Here is a 15,620-nt window from a genome sequence, read left to right on the forward strand (position 1 = left end):
TCATCATCTATTCTTTTTTCTCTACAAGTATAGTATTTTCAAAAGCGAATGATGAAGGTATAATATATTTTTCTAAAGTAGGGAAAGCGATGGTATATAGTGTAGATTTAAGGGAAAAAGCAGTGTTTGTGGTAGAAAAAGGAAAGTCAAAGGTTGAAGTTGCAGAGGTTTTTGAGATAGACACTATATAGATGGCTAAAAAAGAAAGCTACTGGCCAAGGTCTCAAAGCGGTAAAAAGTACTGGTTTTATTCGGAAAATAGACCCAAAAATACTTGCAGACTATGTTAAAAAACACCCAGATCACACACTAGCAGAAATGAAACAAAACCTTGGCTTTGGAATAAGTGCAATTTGGTATAGGTTAAAACAGCTAAAAATAACCTTAAAAAAAAGTCACATTCTATCAAGAGCGCAATCAAGAAGATAGGCAGCAATTTATCGATCAAGTCTCAAAAATAGACCACTGTAGCATTTTATATATAGATGAAGCAGGAGTTGATAATAGACTATACCGAGAATATGCATGAGCTCCAAGAGGAGAAAAAATATATGCTGATGTTCCAGGAAAAAAGCGGGAAAGAGTGAGTATAATAGGTGGATGGATTTGAAAAGAAGTTTATTGCACCAATGACCTTCACAGAAGGGTGTAATAAAGATGTATTTAATGTATGGTTAGAGCGAAGATTACTTCCACAATTGCAGCGTAATACAACCATAGTTATGGATAATGCTACATTCCATAAAACTCCCAAAACAAAGTCATTAATAGAGTCTTTTGGCTGTCATTTGCTTTATCTTCCAACATATTCACCTGATCTAAATCCTCACTTTTACCCACAAATGTAAAAAGTGAGTAAGCTAAATAATTTAGGATCAAAATGATAGAAACAAGTACAAGCGTGCAATATAAAGATGGCTTAGGGGATAAATGGCTGGAAAGAGAGTTAAAACACATTAATTTGGAAGATATAAGGCTTAATAAAAGACTTATAAAAACAAGTTATTGCATAGAGGGTAAGGCATCTGGTTCAATTAATCAAAGCTGTAGTGGGTGGAAAGAAGCTAAGGGTGCATATAAGCAATGAAAAGCTTGAAGATAAGGAAATTTATTCTTCCCATTATAAAGAAACTAAGGAAAGAATAAAAGGAAACCAGTTGGTCTTTTCAGTTCAAGATACAAGTTATTTGGATTTTGACTCTCATATAAAGACCAAGAGACTAGGCAGTATTTCTAAAGCTTATACAAAGCATAAAATGGATTTACTGTTGCATAGTGCCTAGCGAAGACGGATTACCTTTAGGTCTATCTTCCCAACAATGTTGGGCGCGTTCTATTAGGGAAGAAGAAACGGCACAAGAAAAAGCAAACAGAAAATACCGTACCTCCATAGAAGAAAAAGAAAGTTATAAGTGGATAACAGCTCTCAAAGAAACTATAAACAACCTTCCTCCAAATGTACAACTTGTTACCCTTGGTGATAGGGAAGCAGACATCTTCAAATTTTTATGGGTGGCTGAGACGTTAGGTAGTTTTTATGTAATCCGCAATCGAGCTAATAGAAGATTTATCTGTACTGAAGTCGGAAAAACAGATTTGCAAACACGCATCACTCAACTGCCAGTAAAAAAGAAAATTTCTCTAGAAGTTACTAAAGGTGGAAACCAGAGATCAAGGAAAGCTAATATTGAAGTTAAGTATATGAAAGCCTATTAGAACTTCTTCCATTTATGGGTCAAAAGATACAATACATAAAATAAGTCCCTGTATATGTGGTAAGTGCAAAAGCTCCTGATGGATTGGAAGCTGTCGACTTGACTCTACTAACTAATACCAATTCCCACTATACAAAGAACGGATAGACAATAATGGGAAAAAAGCCATACTAAAGTAAGTGAAGTAGCGAGGTATAAATGGCATTAAGATCAAAATTATTGGATGAAAAAGTAGTAGAATCAGCAAAAGAAATGCTGAAGAAAGTAAGGAACAATGCATATGTTTCAAAAAAACTAAATGCTGTAATTGCGGCAAAAAAGCATAGTATAACGGCTGTAGCAAAAATATATTGAATTTCAAGAAGCGCACTAACTTCGTGGATAAAACTCTTGAAATTTGGCAGAGAAGAAAAACTGTTTGCTCCTCCATCACGCCGTAGAAAAACTAAATTAAATCAGGCTCAACTACAGCAAATTGAAGCATGTATAGAAGAAAATCCTAATATTACCATTAAAGAAATGAGAATAAGAATCCAGGAAAAGTTCGGATTAAATATCAGCAAATCTACAGTACACCGCCATATGCAAAAGATGAAATTTTCATATATTACACCAAGACCAGTACACAACGTACAAGATAAAAGTAAACAAGAGGAATTCAAAAAAAAATCTCAATGAAGTTATTGGCAAGTATCCAGAAAAAGAGCTATTTTTCTTTGATGAATCAAGGTTTGGCACACATTCGAAAGTTGGGCATGGATGGTTTAAAAAAGGCACTAGGACTCGGGTTAAAATAAAATTAGGTAGGCATAATTTTTATCTCTACAGTGCAGTTAATCCTAAAAATGGAGAGAGTTTTAGCTTATTTGCACTAAATGTTAACACTGATTGCATGAATGTATTTCTTGAGCAAATGTCGCAATATCTAGGGACAAGAGAAGCTGTTCTTGTTATGGACTGTGCTAGTTGGCATAAGTCAAAAAATTTAAAGGTAGCTAAAAATATTGAGATTATATACCTACCTCCATATTCACCTGAACTCAATCCTGTTGAGAGGCTTTGGTTATACATAAAACAGAACATTTTGCGCAATAAAATATACGATACAATTGCTCTGCTTTAGGGTGCTTTGTGCAAATTTATTACTTCTCTTGCCAGCTCCACAATTAAACAACTCTGCAATTTCTCCTATTTGACTGACCAATAATGAGAATTGGTGTTACCTACATATTTATATCCGGAAGCAGCAACGCATTTTCCATTATTCAATGTTTGTCTCTTATCAAGACAACAAACTTCCCTTCCTGTTATCGCTTTTGTAATTTGGGGACCACCAAAAAACACTGCAACGAACATACCCAGTGAGAAAAGCGCAGGCCAAGGCATTTTGCCAAATATTGCAAGCAAGCTTGAACCAATGATTACCACTGTAATCATTGGTACACCTATTCCATGAACGTAACCTATTACATTACACATACATCTGTTGCTCCATCAGCGTGTGCATTAGATGCATAGAAAACCATAAATAGAATTACAAGAAAATTTCCCATTGTTCTTTCAATAATCATGCCTGATTGTTTCTTGTTTTTATAAAATTTCAGTAAATAGCTTTTTTCGAAAATTATGCTTAACCCAATCAATATTTATTTATTACTGCCTTTTTAATACTATAATTAACTCAGTTGATTTTTATCAAAATGCTAAACCATGGATCAGAGTTTTTACATCACCACGCCAATATATTACGTAAACGATAAGCCGCATATCGGTCATGCATACACTTCTCTCCTGTGTGACGTGGTGGCAAGGTTTATGAAACTAGCTGGGAAAAATGTCAAATTTACCACCGGTACAGATGAGCATGGACAAAAAATAGAAAAAGCAGCTAAAGCAAAGGAAATGCAGCCAAAAGAATTTACAGATGAAGTAAGCGTTTCATTTAAAGAATTGGCTAAGTTCATGAATTTTGAGTATGATGATTTTATTCGCACTACGGAGGAACGTCACAAAAAAGCAGTTATAGCTTTATGGAATAGGCTTGAAGAGAGAGAACAAATATATTTGGATTCCTATTCGGGTTGGTATTCAGTGCGTGATGAAGCATTTTATCAGGAGTCAGAGCTGATAGATGGCAAAGCACCAACAGGCGCAGAAGTTCAGTGGATAAAAGAAGAGAGCTACTTTTTTTGCTTATCAAACTGGCAAGACAAATTGCTTGAGCTATATAAAGGTCAGCCAAATTTTATCTTTCCTGAGAGCAGAAAAAATGAAGTGATATCGTTTGTAAAATCGGGACTCACTGACCTTTCAATCTCTCGCACTAGTTTTAACTGGGGAATAAAAGTACCAGGTAATGACAAACACGTAATCTATGTCTGGATAGATGCATTAACCAATTATCTCACGTCTATAGGTTTCCCTAGCACTGAAGGTGAAGAATATAAGAGATTTTGGGCAGAATCCAAAACGCAGATTCCAGTGTCAAGCACTGCAAACCTAGCTGACAACTTTTTCAACGTTCATGTAATCGGCAAAGACATATTGCGTTTTCATGCCGTATATTGGCCGGCAATTCTCCTTGCAGCGGATTTGCCACTACCAAAACAAATTGCAGTTCATGGTTGGTGGCTAAACGAGGGAGAAAAAATATCCAAGTCCCTTGGTAATGTCATAGATCCAATTGGCCTCGCTCAAGAGTTTGGTGTTGATCAACTACGCTATTTTCTCCTTCGAGAAGCAAGTTTTGGCCAGGATGGCAACTTTAGTAAGAAAAACATGATCAGCCGCATAAACTCAGAACTTGCAAACAATATAGGCAATTTAGTACAAAGAACAATTTCATTTTTACACAAGCAATGTTCTGGAATTGTACCAACAATCGATCAAAGCCTACTTAAAGGTGAAGAAAGTCTTCCAGGTTGCAAAGCTATACTCGATCAAGTAATGAATCACCTATCAAAGTATGAGTTTAACCAGATTATACTTCTAATTATCAACATCTCTTCTGAAGCCAATGCTTATATAGACAAAAGTGCACCCTGGATATTAAGCAAAACTGATAGAGAACGCATGAATTTAGTAATCTACAAATTACTAGAATATATCAGGATAATTGGCATTTTATTGCAGCCAATCGTTCCCAAGTCAGCAGAAATGATACTTAATCAACTACAAATTCCAAAAGAGCCACGTGATTTAAAATCTCTGTGCAACGCATGCGTAAGTTCAGGCATTACACTACCTAAACCTACGCCGGTTTTTTTGAGGGTTGATATTTGAGTAGAGAGCATATAATATGCCCTCTACTATTTTGTTTTAAATTACCGGGCTGGTTATACTAGAATCAGTAACAAACGATTTAGTTATGTTAACATCATCAAGCGATGCTGATACAGGAGTGGTAGCATAATTATAAAAAACATAAGGTAAACTCATAGCTTTTGTTGCTTGACCAGCAAGCCAGTTAGCTACCCCTATTGCTTGATTTACATAATCATTAACTTTAGTTTCTTCTTTTTCACCCGGCTGACTTTCTGGGCTAGAAATCTTAGTATCTTTTTCATCACCAGATTTTGCGTTACAGTTCTCAACCGACTTACTTTTTAGGCTAGAAATATCAACATTTAAATGATTCAAATTCTTAGAAGTTGCAAGATCTAAATAATCCAAACGAGTTAGTTCTTGCATACTAGGTTTAGATCCATCTTCACGCTTAAACTGCTCTTCCGGACTAGAAACCTTAGTACCATGAAATCTACTGTACAAGCTGCTTCCAACGCTGTTAAGTGCTCCTTTTGTATACTAAACTGATGTACCATAAACATTTTTTAATTTATTTCCAATACCACTAAGTGTTCCTTTTACTGACTCAGTTGATGGCATAGCACCATAAACATCTTTTAAGCCATCTTTAACAATACGAGTTACACGACCACTAATAAATGCTTCTTTTGTAGATGTAAATGCTTTTTCAGATGCTGTTTGGATATCCTTCATTGCTTGCGGAACAAAAGTTTTCTTGTGTTTAAGTTCTTCTATTTCTTTTTTTTGATTATCAATCTCCTCATTTTTTTTATTAATTTCAATTTTTTGCTTAGAATTTTCCTCCTCTTTAGCTTTTACTTCCGCTTCTTTTTTAGTCAGTTGGTCATTTTGCCCAGAAATAGTTTGCTTTTGAGCCTGTACTACATCCTCTTGCTTAGAAATAATTGTATCTCTAGTTTCTACTTTGCTTTTTTCATCAGCAAGTTGATCCTCTTTCTCAGAAATTGTTTTGTTTTTACTAATTGCAGCATATGAAAGTGCAATAACTACAACAGAAAATACAGCACAACCAATAATAAATGGAAGGCCAACACTTAATGCTGCAACAGGAGCTAAGAAACCAATATAAGGAGCTGCAGCAAACACTCCAGATGCTAATGTAGCCAGAGCACCAGCTACAAGATAAGGTACATTAGTTTTATTAAATATATTTCTCATTGTGTACCACACTAAAGTAATCAATTTATTATTAAAGATTGTAGCACAAACAAAAAGATATGTCAATAAGGATAGATATTGACAAAAGATCACTGAAGGCTATGAACTATGCCTCTCCGTGTAATCTTTAAATGCACCTCTGTTAGAGTCAAAATATAGCTTTACACTGCCAATTGGCCCATTTCTTTGCTTTGCAATAATGAGCTCTGCAATGTTTCTAATTTTTTCCATTTTCTCTTGCCATTCCCGATGTTTATTGTTTCCTTCATTTGGCTGCTTTCTTAATTCATAGTATTCTTCTCTATAGAGGAACATCACTATATCTGCGTCTTGCTCTATGCTTCCTGAATCACGTAAATCAGAAAGTTGTGGTTTTTTATCATCCCTCTGCTCAACAGAACGAGAGAGCTGAGATAGTGCAACAACGGGAATATTCAGCTCTTTTGCAATTGCTTTCAAACCCTGCGTCACTTCCGAGATTTCTTGTACTCTATTTTCATTACTTCTTTTTGTTGTTCCTCTGATTAGCTGCAAATAATCAATGAATACCACTTCTACATTATATAATTGATACAGCAAGCGTATTCTGGTGCGAAGGGCACTAATTGATAACGCAGGGGTGTCATCTATGATGAAAGGCAGTTCAGATAATTCTGTACTAGCATTGATAAATTCATGCAATTCAAAATCACTAATTCTCCCGGTTAATGCCTTATAATAACTAATCCCTGAATCTATAGTGATCAGCCTTGCGGTTAATTGTTCTGCTGACATTTCAAGTGAGAAAAACGCTACATAGTGTTGTTTATCTGCTCTTTTTTGCAACATCTTACAAGCATTAAGTGCGATGTTTAGCGCCAGTGCTGTTTTACCCATAGAAGGCCTTGCAGCTAAAATTAATAAATCAGATTTTTGTAGGCCACCAAGAAGCTGATTTAGATCTTGAAGTCCGGTTGTAACGCCCAGCGCTTCTGGATTATTTTTCAGTGTGCTGATCTTCTCAACTACGTCTTTAATTGAACTTGCAAGTTTTATATATGTTTTCTCACCTTGTTTTTTTACTGCTAAGTTGAACAATTTTGTCATTGCTTGTTCAATTTGCGCCTGTGCAGGATTTTCAATATCGTAGTTGTAGCTATCACCAACTATTTCTTGCCCGAGCTTAATTAAACATCTCCTTAAGTAAGTATCACGGATTATTCTAGTCAAACTATAGATATCAAGTGCAATACTTGCCTTTGCTGCAAGCTTTGCTAAGTACTCTACCCCACCACACTCGGTAAACGCTTGGTCGTTCTCAAAAAACATTTTGAGGCTTAGTTCATTGGCAACTATACCGTGTTTCCTGGTTTTGGATATTTGCGTAAAGATACTCTGATGTAATGGATCATAGAAATTCTCTGCCGTGATTGTATCTTCAACTGCATCACAGATTCTATTATCACGAATCATTGCACCAATAAGCATTTGCTCGGCTTCTAAATTATGCGGTAATTTACATATTTCCTTGTCTACACTTCTTGAACTGAGGAGACTAGCTAATTCATTCATTTTAAGTTTTGAGAGTAACTGTTGATTATTGTAGAATATTTAGTCCTCATTTGAAAGACATATAAAATTTGACTAATTCCGTGTTGTCTATAGCATTAAAACTTAATGCCCCTGTGGTGGAATGGTAGACACGGCAGACTCAAAATCTGTTGCTTGCAAAAGCATGCTGGTTCAAGTCCGGCCAGGGGCACGTTAAATATTGGAAAGTATATATATGTTACATAAATTTTTTAATCGTTTATTTTCTATTTTTTCTTCTATAAATGTTATTCAAAAGGTAAAGAAAGATGAAAATGGGATATGTTATGTAACAGGACTTAGGCGCTATATATCAGTATTGCTTGATTTGATTATTATCGTTTTGTTCTTGCAGTTTTGCAGCCAAGCCTTAAATAAGCTCTTTATGAACTCAGAGGATAGCAAAATATTAAGTCAAATTGCTGCAAAATACCAAATGCAAGCGCCACTGTCTGCAGAAGAAAAGACAACGCAGAGTAGACTTATAAAATTACAAATCCTAAATCAAATAGTCCAATGCATTATGCTCTTTTGCTATGTAACATATATGTGGGTAAGGTTTGCTGCTACACCTGGAAAACTATTACTTGGGCTTAGAGTTGTGGATGCACAAACTTTCGAAAAGATGAACCTAAGACAAGCAACAAAGAGATTTTTTTCCTTTATATTGTCAGCTGCACCATTATTCTTGGGCTTTTTATGGTCAAATTTCAACAAACGCTGTCAAACTTGGCACGACAAGATCGCAGGCACAGTGGTTGTCACGAGTAAAAGCCTTAGAAGGCAGAACTAAAAACTAAAGAGCTCAAATGAAAGAAGGTAAACTCTAAAGTATACATTTAGTAGCGCTTTCTATGAGAGAAATCGTATTATCTATTCCATAAAGCTTTATGAAAGATCCCATTCTTGGACCGGTTTTTTGGCCAAGTAACGTTTCATATAATAGCTGAAACCAGTCACGTAAGTTGGTATAATCATATTTTTTTCCAATAGAAAATACCTGAGATTGAATTTCTTCAGCAGTAACAGTTGTAGATAGAGAATGTAAAGTGTCCTTCAAATCTAGTAACGCTTCTTTCTCTTTTGCATTTGGAGTTTTATATGATTTTGTTGGTTTGATAAAATCGTGGTAATACTTTACTGCAAAGTCTGAAAGTCTATCAAGCATTTTATTATTTTCTGGTGTGACGTTCGGTGCATAAGAGGATATAAAACCCCATAGGATCTCTTTGTTTTCAGCATTACAAGCCGCTGCTAGGTTTAAAAGTAGTGAGAAATTTATGCCTGAAGTTTCTATATTGGGAACATTGCCCTGGTGGATATGCCAGGCAGGGTTACATAACCTTGCTTCTGATGGCAATTTTGTCGTTAAAGCTTGCTTGCGCTCCTCAAATACATTCGAGTATTCTGCGGTGCTCACCTGCACTTCTCCTAGAAATTTCTCATCATAACCAGGTTCTGTATGAAATTTACTATTTGTGTTTTCCCCGTTGTTCTCGTTGTAACGTCTTACAAATTCTAAATATTCATCAGTTGATTTTGGTATCACATCAAAATATAAACGTTTAGCTTTTTTAGGGCTCTGAAAAATGTACAATGCTAAACTCTCTGTTGGTGCGTAAGTTAACCACTCTTCAATTGAAATGCCATTTCCTCTTGATTTTGATATTTTCTTTCCTTCTTTATCAAGGAAAAGCTCGTAGCAAAACAGAAGTGGTGGCTTTTCTCCAAGTATTTCACATATTTGACTTGAAAGCACAGCAGATGGAGTTAAATCTTTTCCGTGAGCTTCATAATTTACTCCAAATGCGGCCCACCTCATTCCCCAATCAGGTTTCCATTGCAGTTTACATTTTCCTTTTGTCACTGGAACTTCTATTTTTTCCCCGTTTGGGTCTTCATACGTGATTGTTCCTTTATCTGTATTTGTTTCAATTACTGGAACTTGTAAAACTTGGGAAGTTTTTGGGCATATCGGCAAGAATGGACTGTAAGTCTGCTGCCTTTCTTCCCGAAATGATGGAAGCATTACGTCCATCACTTTATCATAATTTTTCAGCAGTAGTAAAAGTTTTTCATCGTAAACGCCAGATTTATAACACTCTGTTGCACTCCTGAACTCGTATTCAAATTCAAACAAATCAAGAAATTTACACAACAATGAATTCATATGATGACCGTAACTCTGATGAGTGCCAAATGGATCAGGTATCATAGTCAATGGTTTATTTAAGTGCTCTCTTAGCATCTCTTGATTTGGCACATTATCTGGTATTTTTCGCAAACCATCCATATCATCTGAAACTGCAATGATTTTGGTTTTTATACCAGGAGCTATTTTTTTTAATGCATTTACAACAACTGTAGTGCGGAAAACCTCTCCAAAGGTTCCTATGTGGGGTAAACCAGAGGGCCCATAACCAGTTTCAAATATTATTTCTTTTTTATTAGGAAACTCTTGCAATATTTTTTCTGCTTCTTGAAATGGCCAACTTGTCATTATCGGGGTTAAATAGTGTACCTTAACTTAAAGTGCTACTAGTTTCAATGGATTTTTAATATAATGATATAGTATTAGTTATTATTAGAAGGTTAAAGATATGTCCACAGGTAGTATACAAACAGATCAATTATTTAAAGGTCTTACAAGACCTGCAATGCTCTTTGGTGTGAGTTATATGTTTGCAATATTAAACGTCCTGATTTGCATGCTAATTTTCATTAATTCAAATGATTTGAGAGTGATTCTCTTAATGTTACCAGGTATACATGGACTTGGCTATATAGCTTCTGCAAAAGAACCGTTGTTTATTGAATTATTTATGGTAAAATTAGGAAAGTGCTCGAAATGTTTAAATCGTTTTTATCATGGAGCCAATTCTTATGATATTGCTTAATGTTGTGTGATGCTGAGGTTTAGGGCTATTCAATCAAAGAATAAATCTACTCTGAGCAGGGAAGTTCACGCTGCTGAATTTATTCCTTATTCTTGCTATTGGAATAGCACAACCTTGATGACAAAAGAAAATTGGTTGGTTAAGGTTATAAAATTAAGTGGCTTTGCATTTGAAACTGCCGATGACGAGGATTTAGTCATACAGAACAACATCAGGAATCAGATGCTAAGAAGCATTTCATCTCCGGCATTTAGTTTATATTTTCATACTATCAGACGTAAGAAAAATATTTTTTCTGATGAATTTGCAAGTCAAGGTTTGCCGAATTTTTTCGCTAATCACGTAAATCTAAAATGGAGAGAAAAACACGCAACAAGGCAATCATTTATTAATGACCTATACATTACGATTATCCGTAGAGCGGACACAAAAGGAGTAGAATTTTTGTCATATCTACTAAAAAAATTCGGACATGTAACTTCAAAACATGCTTGGGAAAGTGATATGCGTGCCACGTATGAAGATTTAGAGGAAACGACAAATCGTGTAGTGACAAGCCTTAGGAATTATTCGCCTAAAATCCTTGGAGTAAAAGAAACTCCAGATGGTTTGTTCTGTGAAATAATGGAGTTTCTATCTAGAATTGTAAATTGTGGCTTCGTTACAAATACGCTTTTTCCGCTAAGAACTGAAATATCAAGATACTTACCAGTACATAGGTTATTCTTTGGCCGTAAGATGATACAGGTTGTGACTCATAATGGGAGTAAATATGCTGGAATAATTAGTATCAAAGAATATGGAAATCATACTTCTGCAGGAATGCTTGATTCGTTTTTACAACTTCCTTACGAGTTTATAATTACGCAATCTTTTCAATTTATAAACAGGCAAATGGCGATTGGAAAAATGCAGATACAGCAAAATCGAATGATACAGTCTGCAGATAAAGCTATTTCTCAAATAGCAGAAATTTCTCAAGCGCTTGATTACGCAATGAGTGGTAAGATTGCCTTTGGTCAACATCACCTGACTATTTTATGTATAGAAAAAAGTCCTAAATCATTGGATAACGCTCTGTCGTTGGTAGAATCAGAGCTTTCTAATTGCGGTGTTTATCCTGTCCGTGAGAGAGTTAACCTTGAACCAGCATTTTGGGCGCAAATTCCTGGTAATTTCGATTATATAGTGAGAAAAGCTACAATAAGTAGTCTTAATTTGGCTGGATTTGCATCTCAACATAATTATCCTACTGGCAATAAATTCAATAACCACTGGGGAGATGCTGTTACAGTTTTTGACACGACATCTGGTACTCCATTTTTTTTCAACTTTCATATAAGGGATGTTGGACACACTATGATAATTGGCCCAACTGGTGCTGGTAAAACTGTTTTAATGAATTTCTTGTGTGCCCAAGCGATGAAGTTTTCTCCAAGGATATTTTTTTTTGATAAAGATCGCGGTGCAGAGATTTTCTTAAGAGCACTTGGTGGTATCTATACTGTAATAGAACCAAGAACTAAAACAAATTTTAATCCTTTGCAACTTGATGACACCTCTGATAATAGAACATTTTTAATGGAGTGGATAAAGTCTTTAATTTCGGTATATAATGATAAATTTACTTCAGAAGATATTGCACGAATTAATGATGCAATTGAAGGAAATTTTAAATTAAGAAAAGAAGACAGATTCTTGAGAAACCTCGTACCATTTTTAGGGCTTGCAGGTCCTGATACTCTAGCTGGGGCAATATCTATGTGGCATGATAATGGTTTTCATGCTGCAATATTTGATAATAAAGAAGATTTGCTAGATTTTTCACGAGCAAGAGTATTTGGTTTTGAGATGGCTAGCTTGCTAAAAGATCCTGTTGCTCTTGGACCAGTATTGATTTATTTATTTCATAGGATTAGTATATCCCTTGATGGCACTCCATCTATTATCGTTCTTGATGAGGCATGGGCATTAATAGATAATCCAGTTTTTGCACCCAAGATAAAAGACTGGTTGAAGGTACTGAGAAAACTAAATGCTTTTGTGATTTTTGCTACTCAGAGTGTTGAGGACGCAAGTAAAAGTACTATTAGCGATACACTTGTACAACAAACAGCGACACAGATTTTTTTACCAAATCTGAAAGCTACTAGTGTCTATCGGGATGTTTTTATGTTAACTGAACGTGAGTATATATTAATTAAGCACACAGATCCAAGTACTAGATTCTTTTTGGTGAAACAAGGAGTTAATGCGGTAGTAGCTAGAATAGACTTAAAAGACCTAGATGATATAATCAACGTATTATCTGGACGTGCAGAAAGTGTTCTATTGTTACACGATATATTAAATGAAGTTGGGGACAACCCAAAAGTATGGTTGCCTATATTTTATCAGAAGGTAAAAAATGTTTAAGACTAAGCTGTCATTGCTATTAATTGCGATATTTTTACTAAATATAGACTTTTTACTCTCATATCCAGTGCTTGCAGATGGAGTAAGTGGTACTGACAAGACAGAATTTGTTAGCAGATTTAATTCCACTGGCAGTTTTAGTCGTGCCTCTAATCCTGATTGTGGGGCTTTTAAAACAGCTGCAGCACTTGCTGGAATAGCAATTGCTGTTGGTGAAATATTTACTGGCATTGTTTTGATCATCTCTTCCGCTGGTTTATTTACTGCTCTTGTTGTCATTGGAATGATAGCTGCAATTGTTGGAGTCTGGAAAGCGATAGGAGGGCTTGTTGTTTGTGAACATAGTTTTGTTAAACACCCAGTTGCACGCGATCATGATGGAAAATACAAAAATTTTAAATTAGAAGACACACGTTATAGTGGCTGCACCAATGAAAATTACCAAACAGAAGATGAATATTTTTCTTGTTTGCAAAATAAAGCTCGGGAAGACGTGAACAAAAAAGACTATGACGGGAAAAGAGCAGAAAAAGAAGCCTTAAATTCTAACGTTCATGAGAGTACAGAGAGTTATTACTGGCCAAAAAACGGTGTGCAATACAGTGAATATATAGAAGTATGTCATCGAAACCCCTTAACGTTTGGTAATCTTTTTGGTGATATAGACTTTAATGTCAGGGAGAAAGATACTGGATATGAAGGTGGGTCATGGTCCCCAAGAGTTGATGGTAAGCTAGAATGTAAAGTTCTTAAAGCTGGGCAAAGCGAAACCATACATGGGTCAACATTTAAAGCAGTAAGAAAAATGGGCAGGTTGTGTGTGGAGCTGGGAAGTGTGAGCATGCTTGGTATCGAAATGACTCCTTGGCCGCAAGGGGTTAATATGGGATGCACAGAATTGCCACCTGACCCACTTGCTCCTATGTGTGAAAAATCTGTGATGATATTCAAAAATAAAGATGGTACAGGAAAGGAAGAAGTTCCTATTGGTAATAATGATGACTATAAAACTACTATAAGAAATAAGGAAAAGGAAAAAGAAGGAAAAGTTTTTGTAGGCTATGATAATGCTGGCTGTTTTAGCTCATATGTTTCTGAGGCTTGTTATAACCAGGCAGGAAGTAAATCATTAGCTCCTATTCCCGTAACTTCTATGATAGTACAATGCATTAAGGAATCGTTAGATAATTTAGTTGCAGGTATTGATTCAAGTGGCAGCCCACTTAAAGATAAAGATGGACATAACAAGGGCAGTTTCTTATCTGTAGCACAGAAAAGGCTGAAAAACACCATAACTGCTGCTTTGGTTTTAGCTTTAATACTGTTCTCTATAAAAGCTATGTCTGGTGGAGTTCGCAGTCCACAAGAGATGTACACGTTGATTATTAAATTCGCTTTAGTGATTTACTTCACAACAGGCAATACCATGCCTCATTATTATGGAGAATTAACTCGTCTCTCAAATGGTTTGTCAGAGATAGTGCTAAAAGCGTCATCTGAAAGTAAAGGCATATGTAATTATAAAGCAGGTACAGATTATGAATATACTCGTGCAGGAAAGAAGGTATCTTACAGTTATCTTGCACCTTGGGATAGGCTTGATTGTAGAATTTTATTTTATTTAGGTGCCCCTTTAGATGGAATTGGTGGCAAAATTGGTACTGGAGGTGTTGCAACGTTAGCAGTCTTGCTTGGTTCTGCTCCTGTCTTGTTAGTTGCAGGTTCGGTAATCGGTATTATTTTTGCTGGTGGACAGATTTTAATAGCTCTTGTTGCTATATTTATGGCCATTCTGATGATGATGGTTATTTTGTGGCTGTGCTATGTATTTATTTTATCTCTAGTTGCTTTAAGTGTAATCATCATTTTATCACCTTTGTTCATTCCTATGGTTTTATTCCAACACACCAAAGGATATTTTGACGGCTGGGTGAAAGAGTTGATTACCTATAGCTTATACCCGGTTATCCTTTTTGCGTTTTTGTCCTTTATGTTCATAGCATGTGATAAAATCTATTTTAAAAATTTAAATTTTGAACTGGACGAGTCATATAAAAATAAACAACCGGACAAGTCATATGAAAAGAAACAAGCAGAAATCTCATATAGTAAGAAAAAACAGTGGTTCAAATTGAAGGATGGTGAATGTGATAAAAATGAAACTACTCTTGCATGTATGATGCAAAATTATAGCTTTAAAAAGAGCAGCATACTTGGTCTATTCGACTTTACATACATGGAGTTTGGCAGCTCTCTCATCGGAGAGTTATTAAAGTTGTGTCTGGTGTTATTCCTCTTTTACCACTTTTTAAACATTCTTCCTAACATGGCTGCCGAACTTGCTGGTAACCATAGAGCATCACTCGGTTCTGGTAGTACACCTGGACAAATGGTGGGCAAAGCTTTATCTGCTGCCAAAGCTGCTGCTGGAGGTGTTGGTCAAGCTGCTGCTGCGGCTGTCAAGAAGGCAAGAGGTACTGGTGGAGGAGGTGGAAATAGTGTTAAAGGTTCCAGCGAAAAGATTAACTAAGGTGGCGGT

At 35.7% G+C, this 15,620-nt stretch carries 13 protein-coding genes, 1 tRNA gene and 2 pseudogenes; 11 read left to right on the plus strand and 5 right to left on the minus strand.

Annotated elements, in window-relative coordinates; translation table 11 throughout:
- Nucleotides 1-240: 240 nt before the first annotated feature.
- From OPR24_RS06465 to OPR24_RS00415, 5 genes and pseudogenes are all read left to right on the plus strand, one after another.
- Nucleotides 241-429: pseudogene (locus OPR24_RS06465) on the plus strand (IS630 transposase-related protein); the annotation flags it as partial.
- Nucleotides 430-596: 167 nt separating this feature from the next.
- Nucleotides 597-848, plus strand: a complete 252-nt coding sequence (locus OPR24_RS00400; protein ID WP_265033357.1) for a transposase — start codon at nucleotides 597-599, stop codon at nucleotides 846-848.
- A 32-nt stretch (nucleotides 849-880) separates the two neighbouring features.
- Nucleotides 881-1,087, plus strand: coding sequence for an IS4/Tn5 family transposase DNA-binding protein (locus tag OPR24_RS00405; RefSeq protein WP_265033358.1), 207 nt, complete (start codon nucleotides 881-883; stop codon nucleotides 1,085-1,087).
- Nucleotides 1,088-1,275: 188 nt separating this feature from the next.
- Nucleotides 1,276-1,716 carry a hypothetical protein gene (locus OPR24_RS00410; RefSeq protein ID WP_265033360.1) on the plus strand — a complete coding sequence of 147 codons (441 nt, stop codon included), beginning with the start codon at nucleotides 1,276-1,278 and terminating at the stop codon, nucleotides 1,714-1,716.
- Between the two features lie 197 nt (nucleotides 1,717-1,913).
- Nucleotides 1,914-2,922: pseudogene (locus tag OPR24_RS00415) on the plus strand (IS630 family transposase).
- On the opposite strand, the gene OPR24_RS00420 reads toward OPR24_RS00415, so the two are convergent.
- Nucleotides 2,904-3,194 carry a TrbC/VirB2 family protein gene (locus tag OPR24_RS00420; protein WP_265033362.1) on the minus strand — a complete coding sequence of 97 codons (291 nt, stop codon included), beginning with the start codon at nucleotides 3,192-3,194 and terminating at the stop codon, nucleotides 2,904-2,906. The pseudogene OPR24_RS00415 and the gene OPR24_RS00420 sit on opposite strands and share 19 nt — an antisense overlap.
- Nucleotides 3,195-3,425: 231 nt before the next feature.
- Here OPR24_RS00420 and metG point away from each other — a divergent pair, with 231 nt between their 5' ends.
- A complete protein-coding gene (metG, locus tag OPR24_RS00425) occupies nucleotides 3,426-4,997 on the plus strand; it encodes a methionine--tRNA ligase (RefSeq protein WP_265033363.1) in 1,572 nt (523 codons plus the stop codon).
- Nucleotides 4,998-5,033: 36 nt separating this feature from the next.
- Here metG and OPR24_RS00430 read toward each other — a convergent pair whose 3' ends face one another.
- From OPR24_RS00430 to OPR24_RS00440, 3 genes are all read right to left on the minus strand, one after another.
- Nucleotides 5,034-5,483 carry a hypothetical protein gene (locus OPR24_RS00430; RefSeq protein WP_265033364.1) on the minus strand — a complete coding sequence of 150 codons (450 nt, stop codon included), beginning with the start codon at nucleotides 5,481-5,483 and terminating at the stop codon, nucleotides 5,034-5,036.
- 36 nt (nucleotides 5,484-5,519) lie between these two features.
- Complete coding sequence (locus tag OPR24_RS00435; protein WP_265033365.1) at nucleotides 5,520-6,200, minus strand: hypothetical protein; 681 nt, start codon at nucleotides 6,198-6,200, stop codon at nucleotides 5,520-5,522.
- A 99-nt stretch (nucleotides 6,201-6,299) separates the two neighbouring features.
- Nucleotides 6,300-7,751, minus strand: a complete 1,452-nt coding sequence (locus OPR24_RS00440; protein ID WP_265033366.1) for a replicative DNA helicase — start codon at nucleotides 7,749-7,751, stop codon at nucleotides 6,300-6,302.
- A gap of 107 nt (nucleotides 7,752-7,858) precedes the next feature.
- On the opposite strand from OPR24_RS00440, the gene OPR24_RS00445 reads away from it, so the two are divergent.
- Nucleotides 7,859-7,941, plus strand: a tRNA-Leu gene (locus OPR24_RS00445).
- A 24-nt stretch (nucleotides 7,942-7,965) separates the two neighbouring features.
- Nucleotides 7,966-8,562 carry an RDD family protein gene (locus tag OPR24_RS00450; RefSeq protein ID WP_265033367.1) on the plus strand — a complete coding sequence of 199 codons (597 nt, stop codon included), beginning with the start codon at nucleotides 7,966-7,968 and terminating at the stop codon, nucleotides 8,560-8,562.
- Between the two features lie 33 nt (nucleotides 8,563-8,595).
- On the opposite strand, the gene lysS is transcribed toward OPR24_RS00450, so the two are convergent.
- A complete protein-coding gene (gene lysS, locus OPR24_RS00455; protein WP_265033368.1) occupies nucleotides 8,596-10,269 on the minus strand; it encodes a lysine--tRNA ligase in 1,674 nt (557 codons plus the stop codon).
- Between the two features lie 100 nt (nucleotides 10,270-10,369).
- Here lysS and OPR24_RS00460 point away from each other — a divergent pair, with 100 nt between their 5' ends.
- From OPR24_RS00460 to OPR24_RS00470, 3 genes are read left to right on the plus strand one after another with little or no spacing between them, the layout of a single operon-like run.
- Nucleotides 10,370-10,666 (plus strand): type IV secretion system protein VirB3, encoded by a 297-nt coding sequence (locus tag OPR24_RS00460; RefSeq protein WP_007548615.1) that lies wholly within the window; start codon nucleotides 10,370-10,372, stop codon nucleotides 10,664-10,666.
- Between the two features lie 9 nt (nucleotides 10,667-10,675).
- The gene (locus OPR24_RS00465) at nucleotides 10,676-13,081 is read left to right on the plus strand and encodes a VirB4 family type IV secretion/conjugal transfer ATPase (protein WP_265034024.1); all 2,406 of its coding nucleotides are present in this window, start codon (nucleotides 10,676-10,678) and stop codon (nucleotides 13,079-13,081) included.
- Complete coding sequence (locus OPR24_RS00470) at nucleotides 13,074-15,611, plus strand: TrbL/VirB6 family protein (RefSeq protein ID WP_265033369.1); 2,538 nt, start codon at nucleotides 13,074-13,076, stop codon at nucleotides 15,609-15,611. The genes OPR24_RS00465 and OPR24_RS00470 overlap by 8 nt, the downstream gene beginning before the upstream one ends.
- Nucleotides 15,612-15,620: the final 9 nt, after the last annotated feature.

Source organism: Wolbachia endosymbiont (group A) of Sicus ferrugineus, assembly GCF_947251515.1.
GTDB lineage: Bacteria > Pseudomonadota > Alphaproteobacteria > Rickettsiales > Anaplasmataceae > Wolbachia.

Bases quoted from the DNA above. Each gene is read 5' to 3' on its own strand.
- OPR24_RS00460 (WP_007548615.1), top strand. From the start codon at position 10,370: ATGTCCACAGGTAGTATACAAACAGATCAATTATTTAAAGGTCTTACA.
- OPR24_RS00405 (WP_265033358.1), top strand. From the start codon at position 881: ATGATAGAAACAAGTACAAGCGTGCAATATAAAGATGGCTTAGGGGAT.
- OPR24_RS00470 (WP_265033369.1), top strand. From the start codon at position 13,074: ATGTTTAAGACTAAGCTGTCATTGCTATTAATTGCGATATTTTTACTA.
- metG (WP_265033363.1), top strand. From the start codon at position 3,426: ATGGATCAGAGTTTTTACATCACCACGCCAATATATTACGTAAACGAT.
- OPR24_RS00465 (WP_265034024.1), top strand. From the start codon at position 10,676: ATGCTGAGGTTTAGGGCTATTCAATCAAAGAATAAATCTACTCTGAGC.
- OPR24_RS00440 (WP_265033366.1), bottom strand. From the start codon at position 7,751: ATGAATGAATTAGCTAGTCTCCTCAGTTCAAGAAGTGTAGACAAGGAA.
- OPR24_RS00450 (WP_265033367.1), top strand. From the start codon at position 7,966: ATGTTACATAAATTTTTTAATCGTTTATTTTCTATTTTTTCTTCTATA.
- OPR24_RS00420 (WP_265033362.1), bottom strand. From the start codon at position 3,194: ATGTGTAATGTAATAGGTTACGTTCATGGAATAGGTGTACCAATGATT.
- OPR24_RS00435 (WP_265033365.1), bottom strand. From the start codon at position 6,200: ATGAGAAATATATTTAATAAAACTAATGTACCTTATCTTGTAGCTGGT.
- lysS (WP_265033368.1), bottom strand. From the start codon at position 10,269: ATGACAAGTTGGCCATTTCAAGAAGCAGAAAAAATATTGCAAGAGTTT.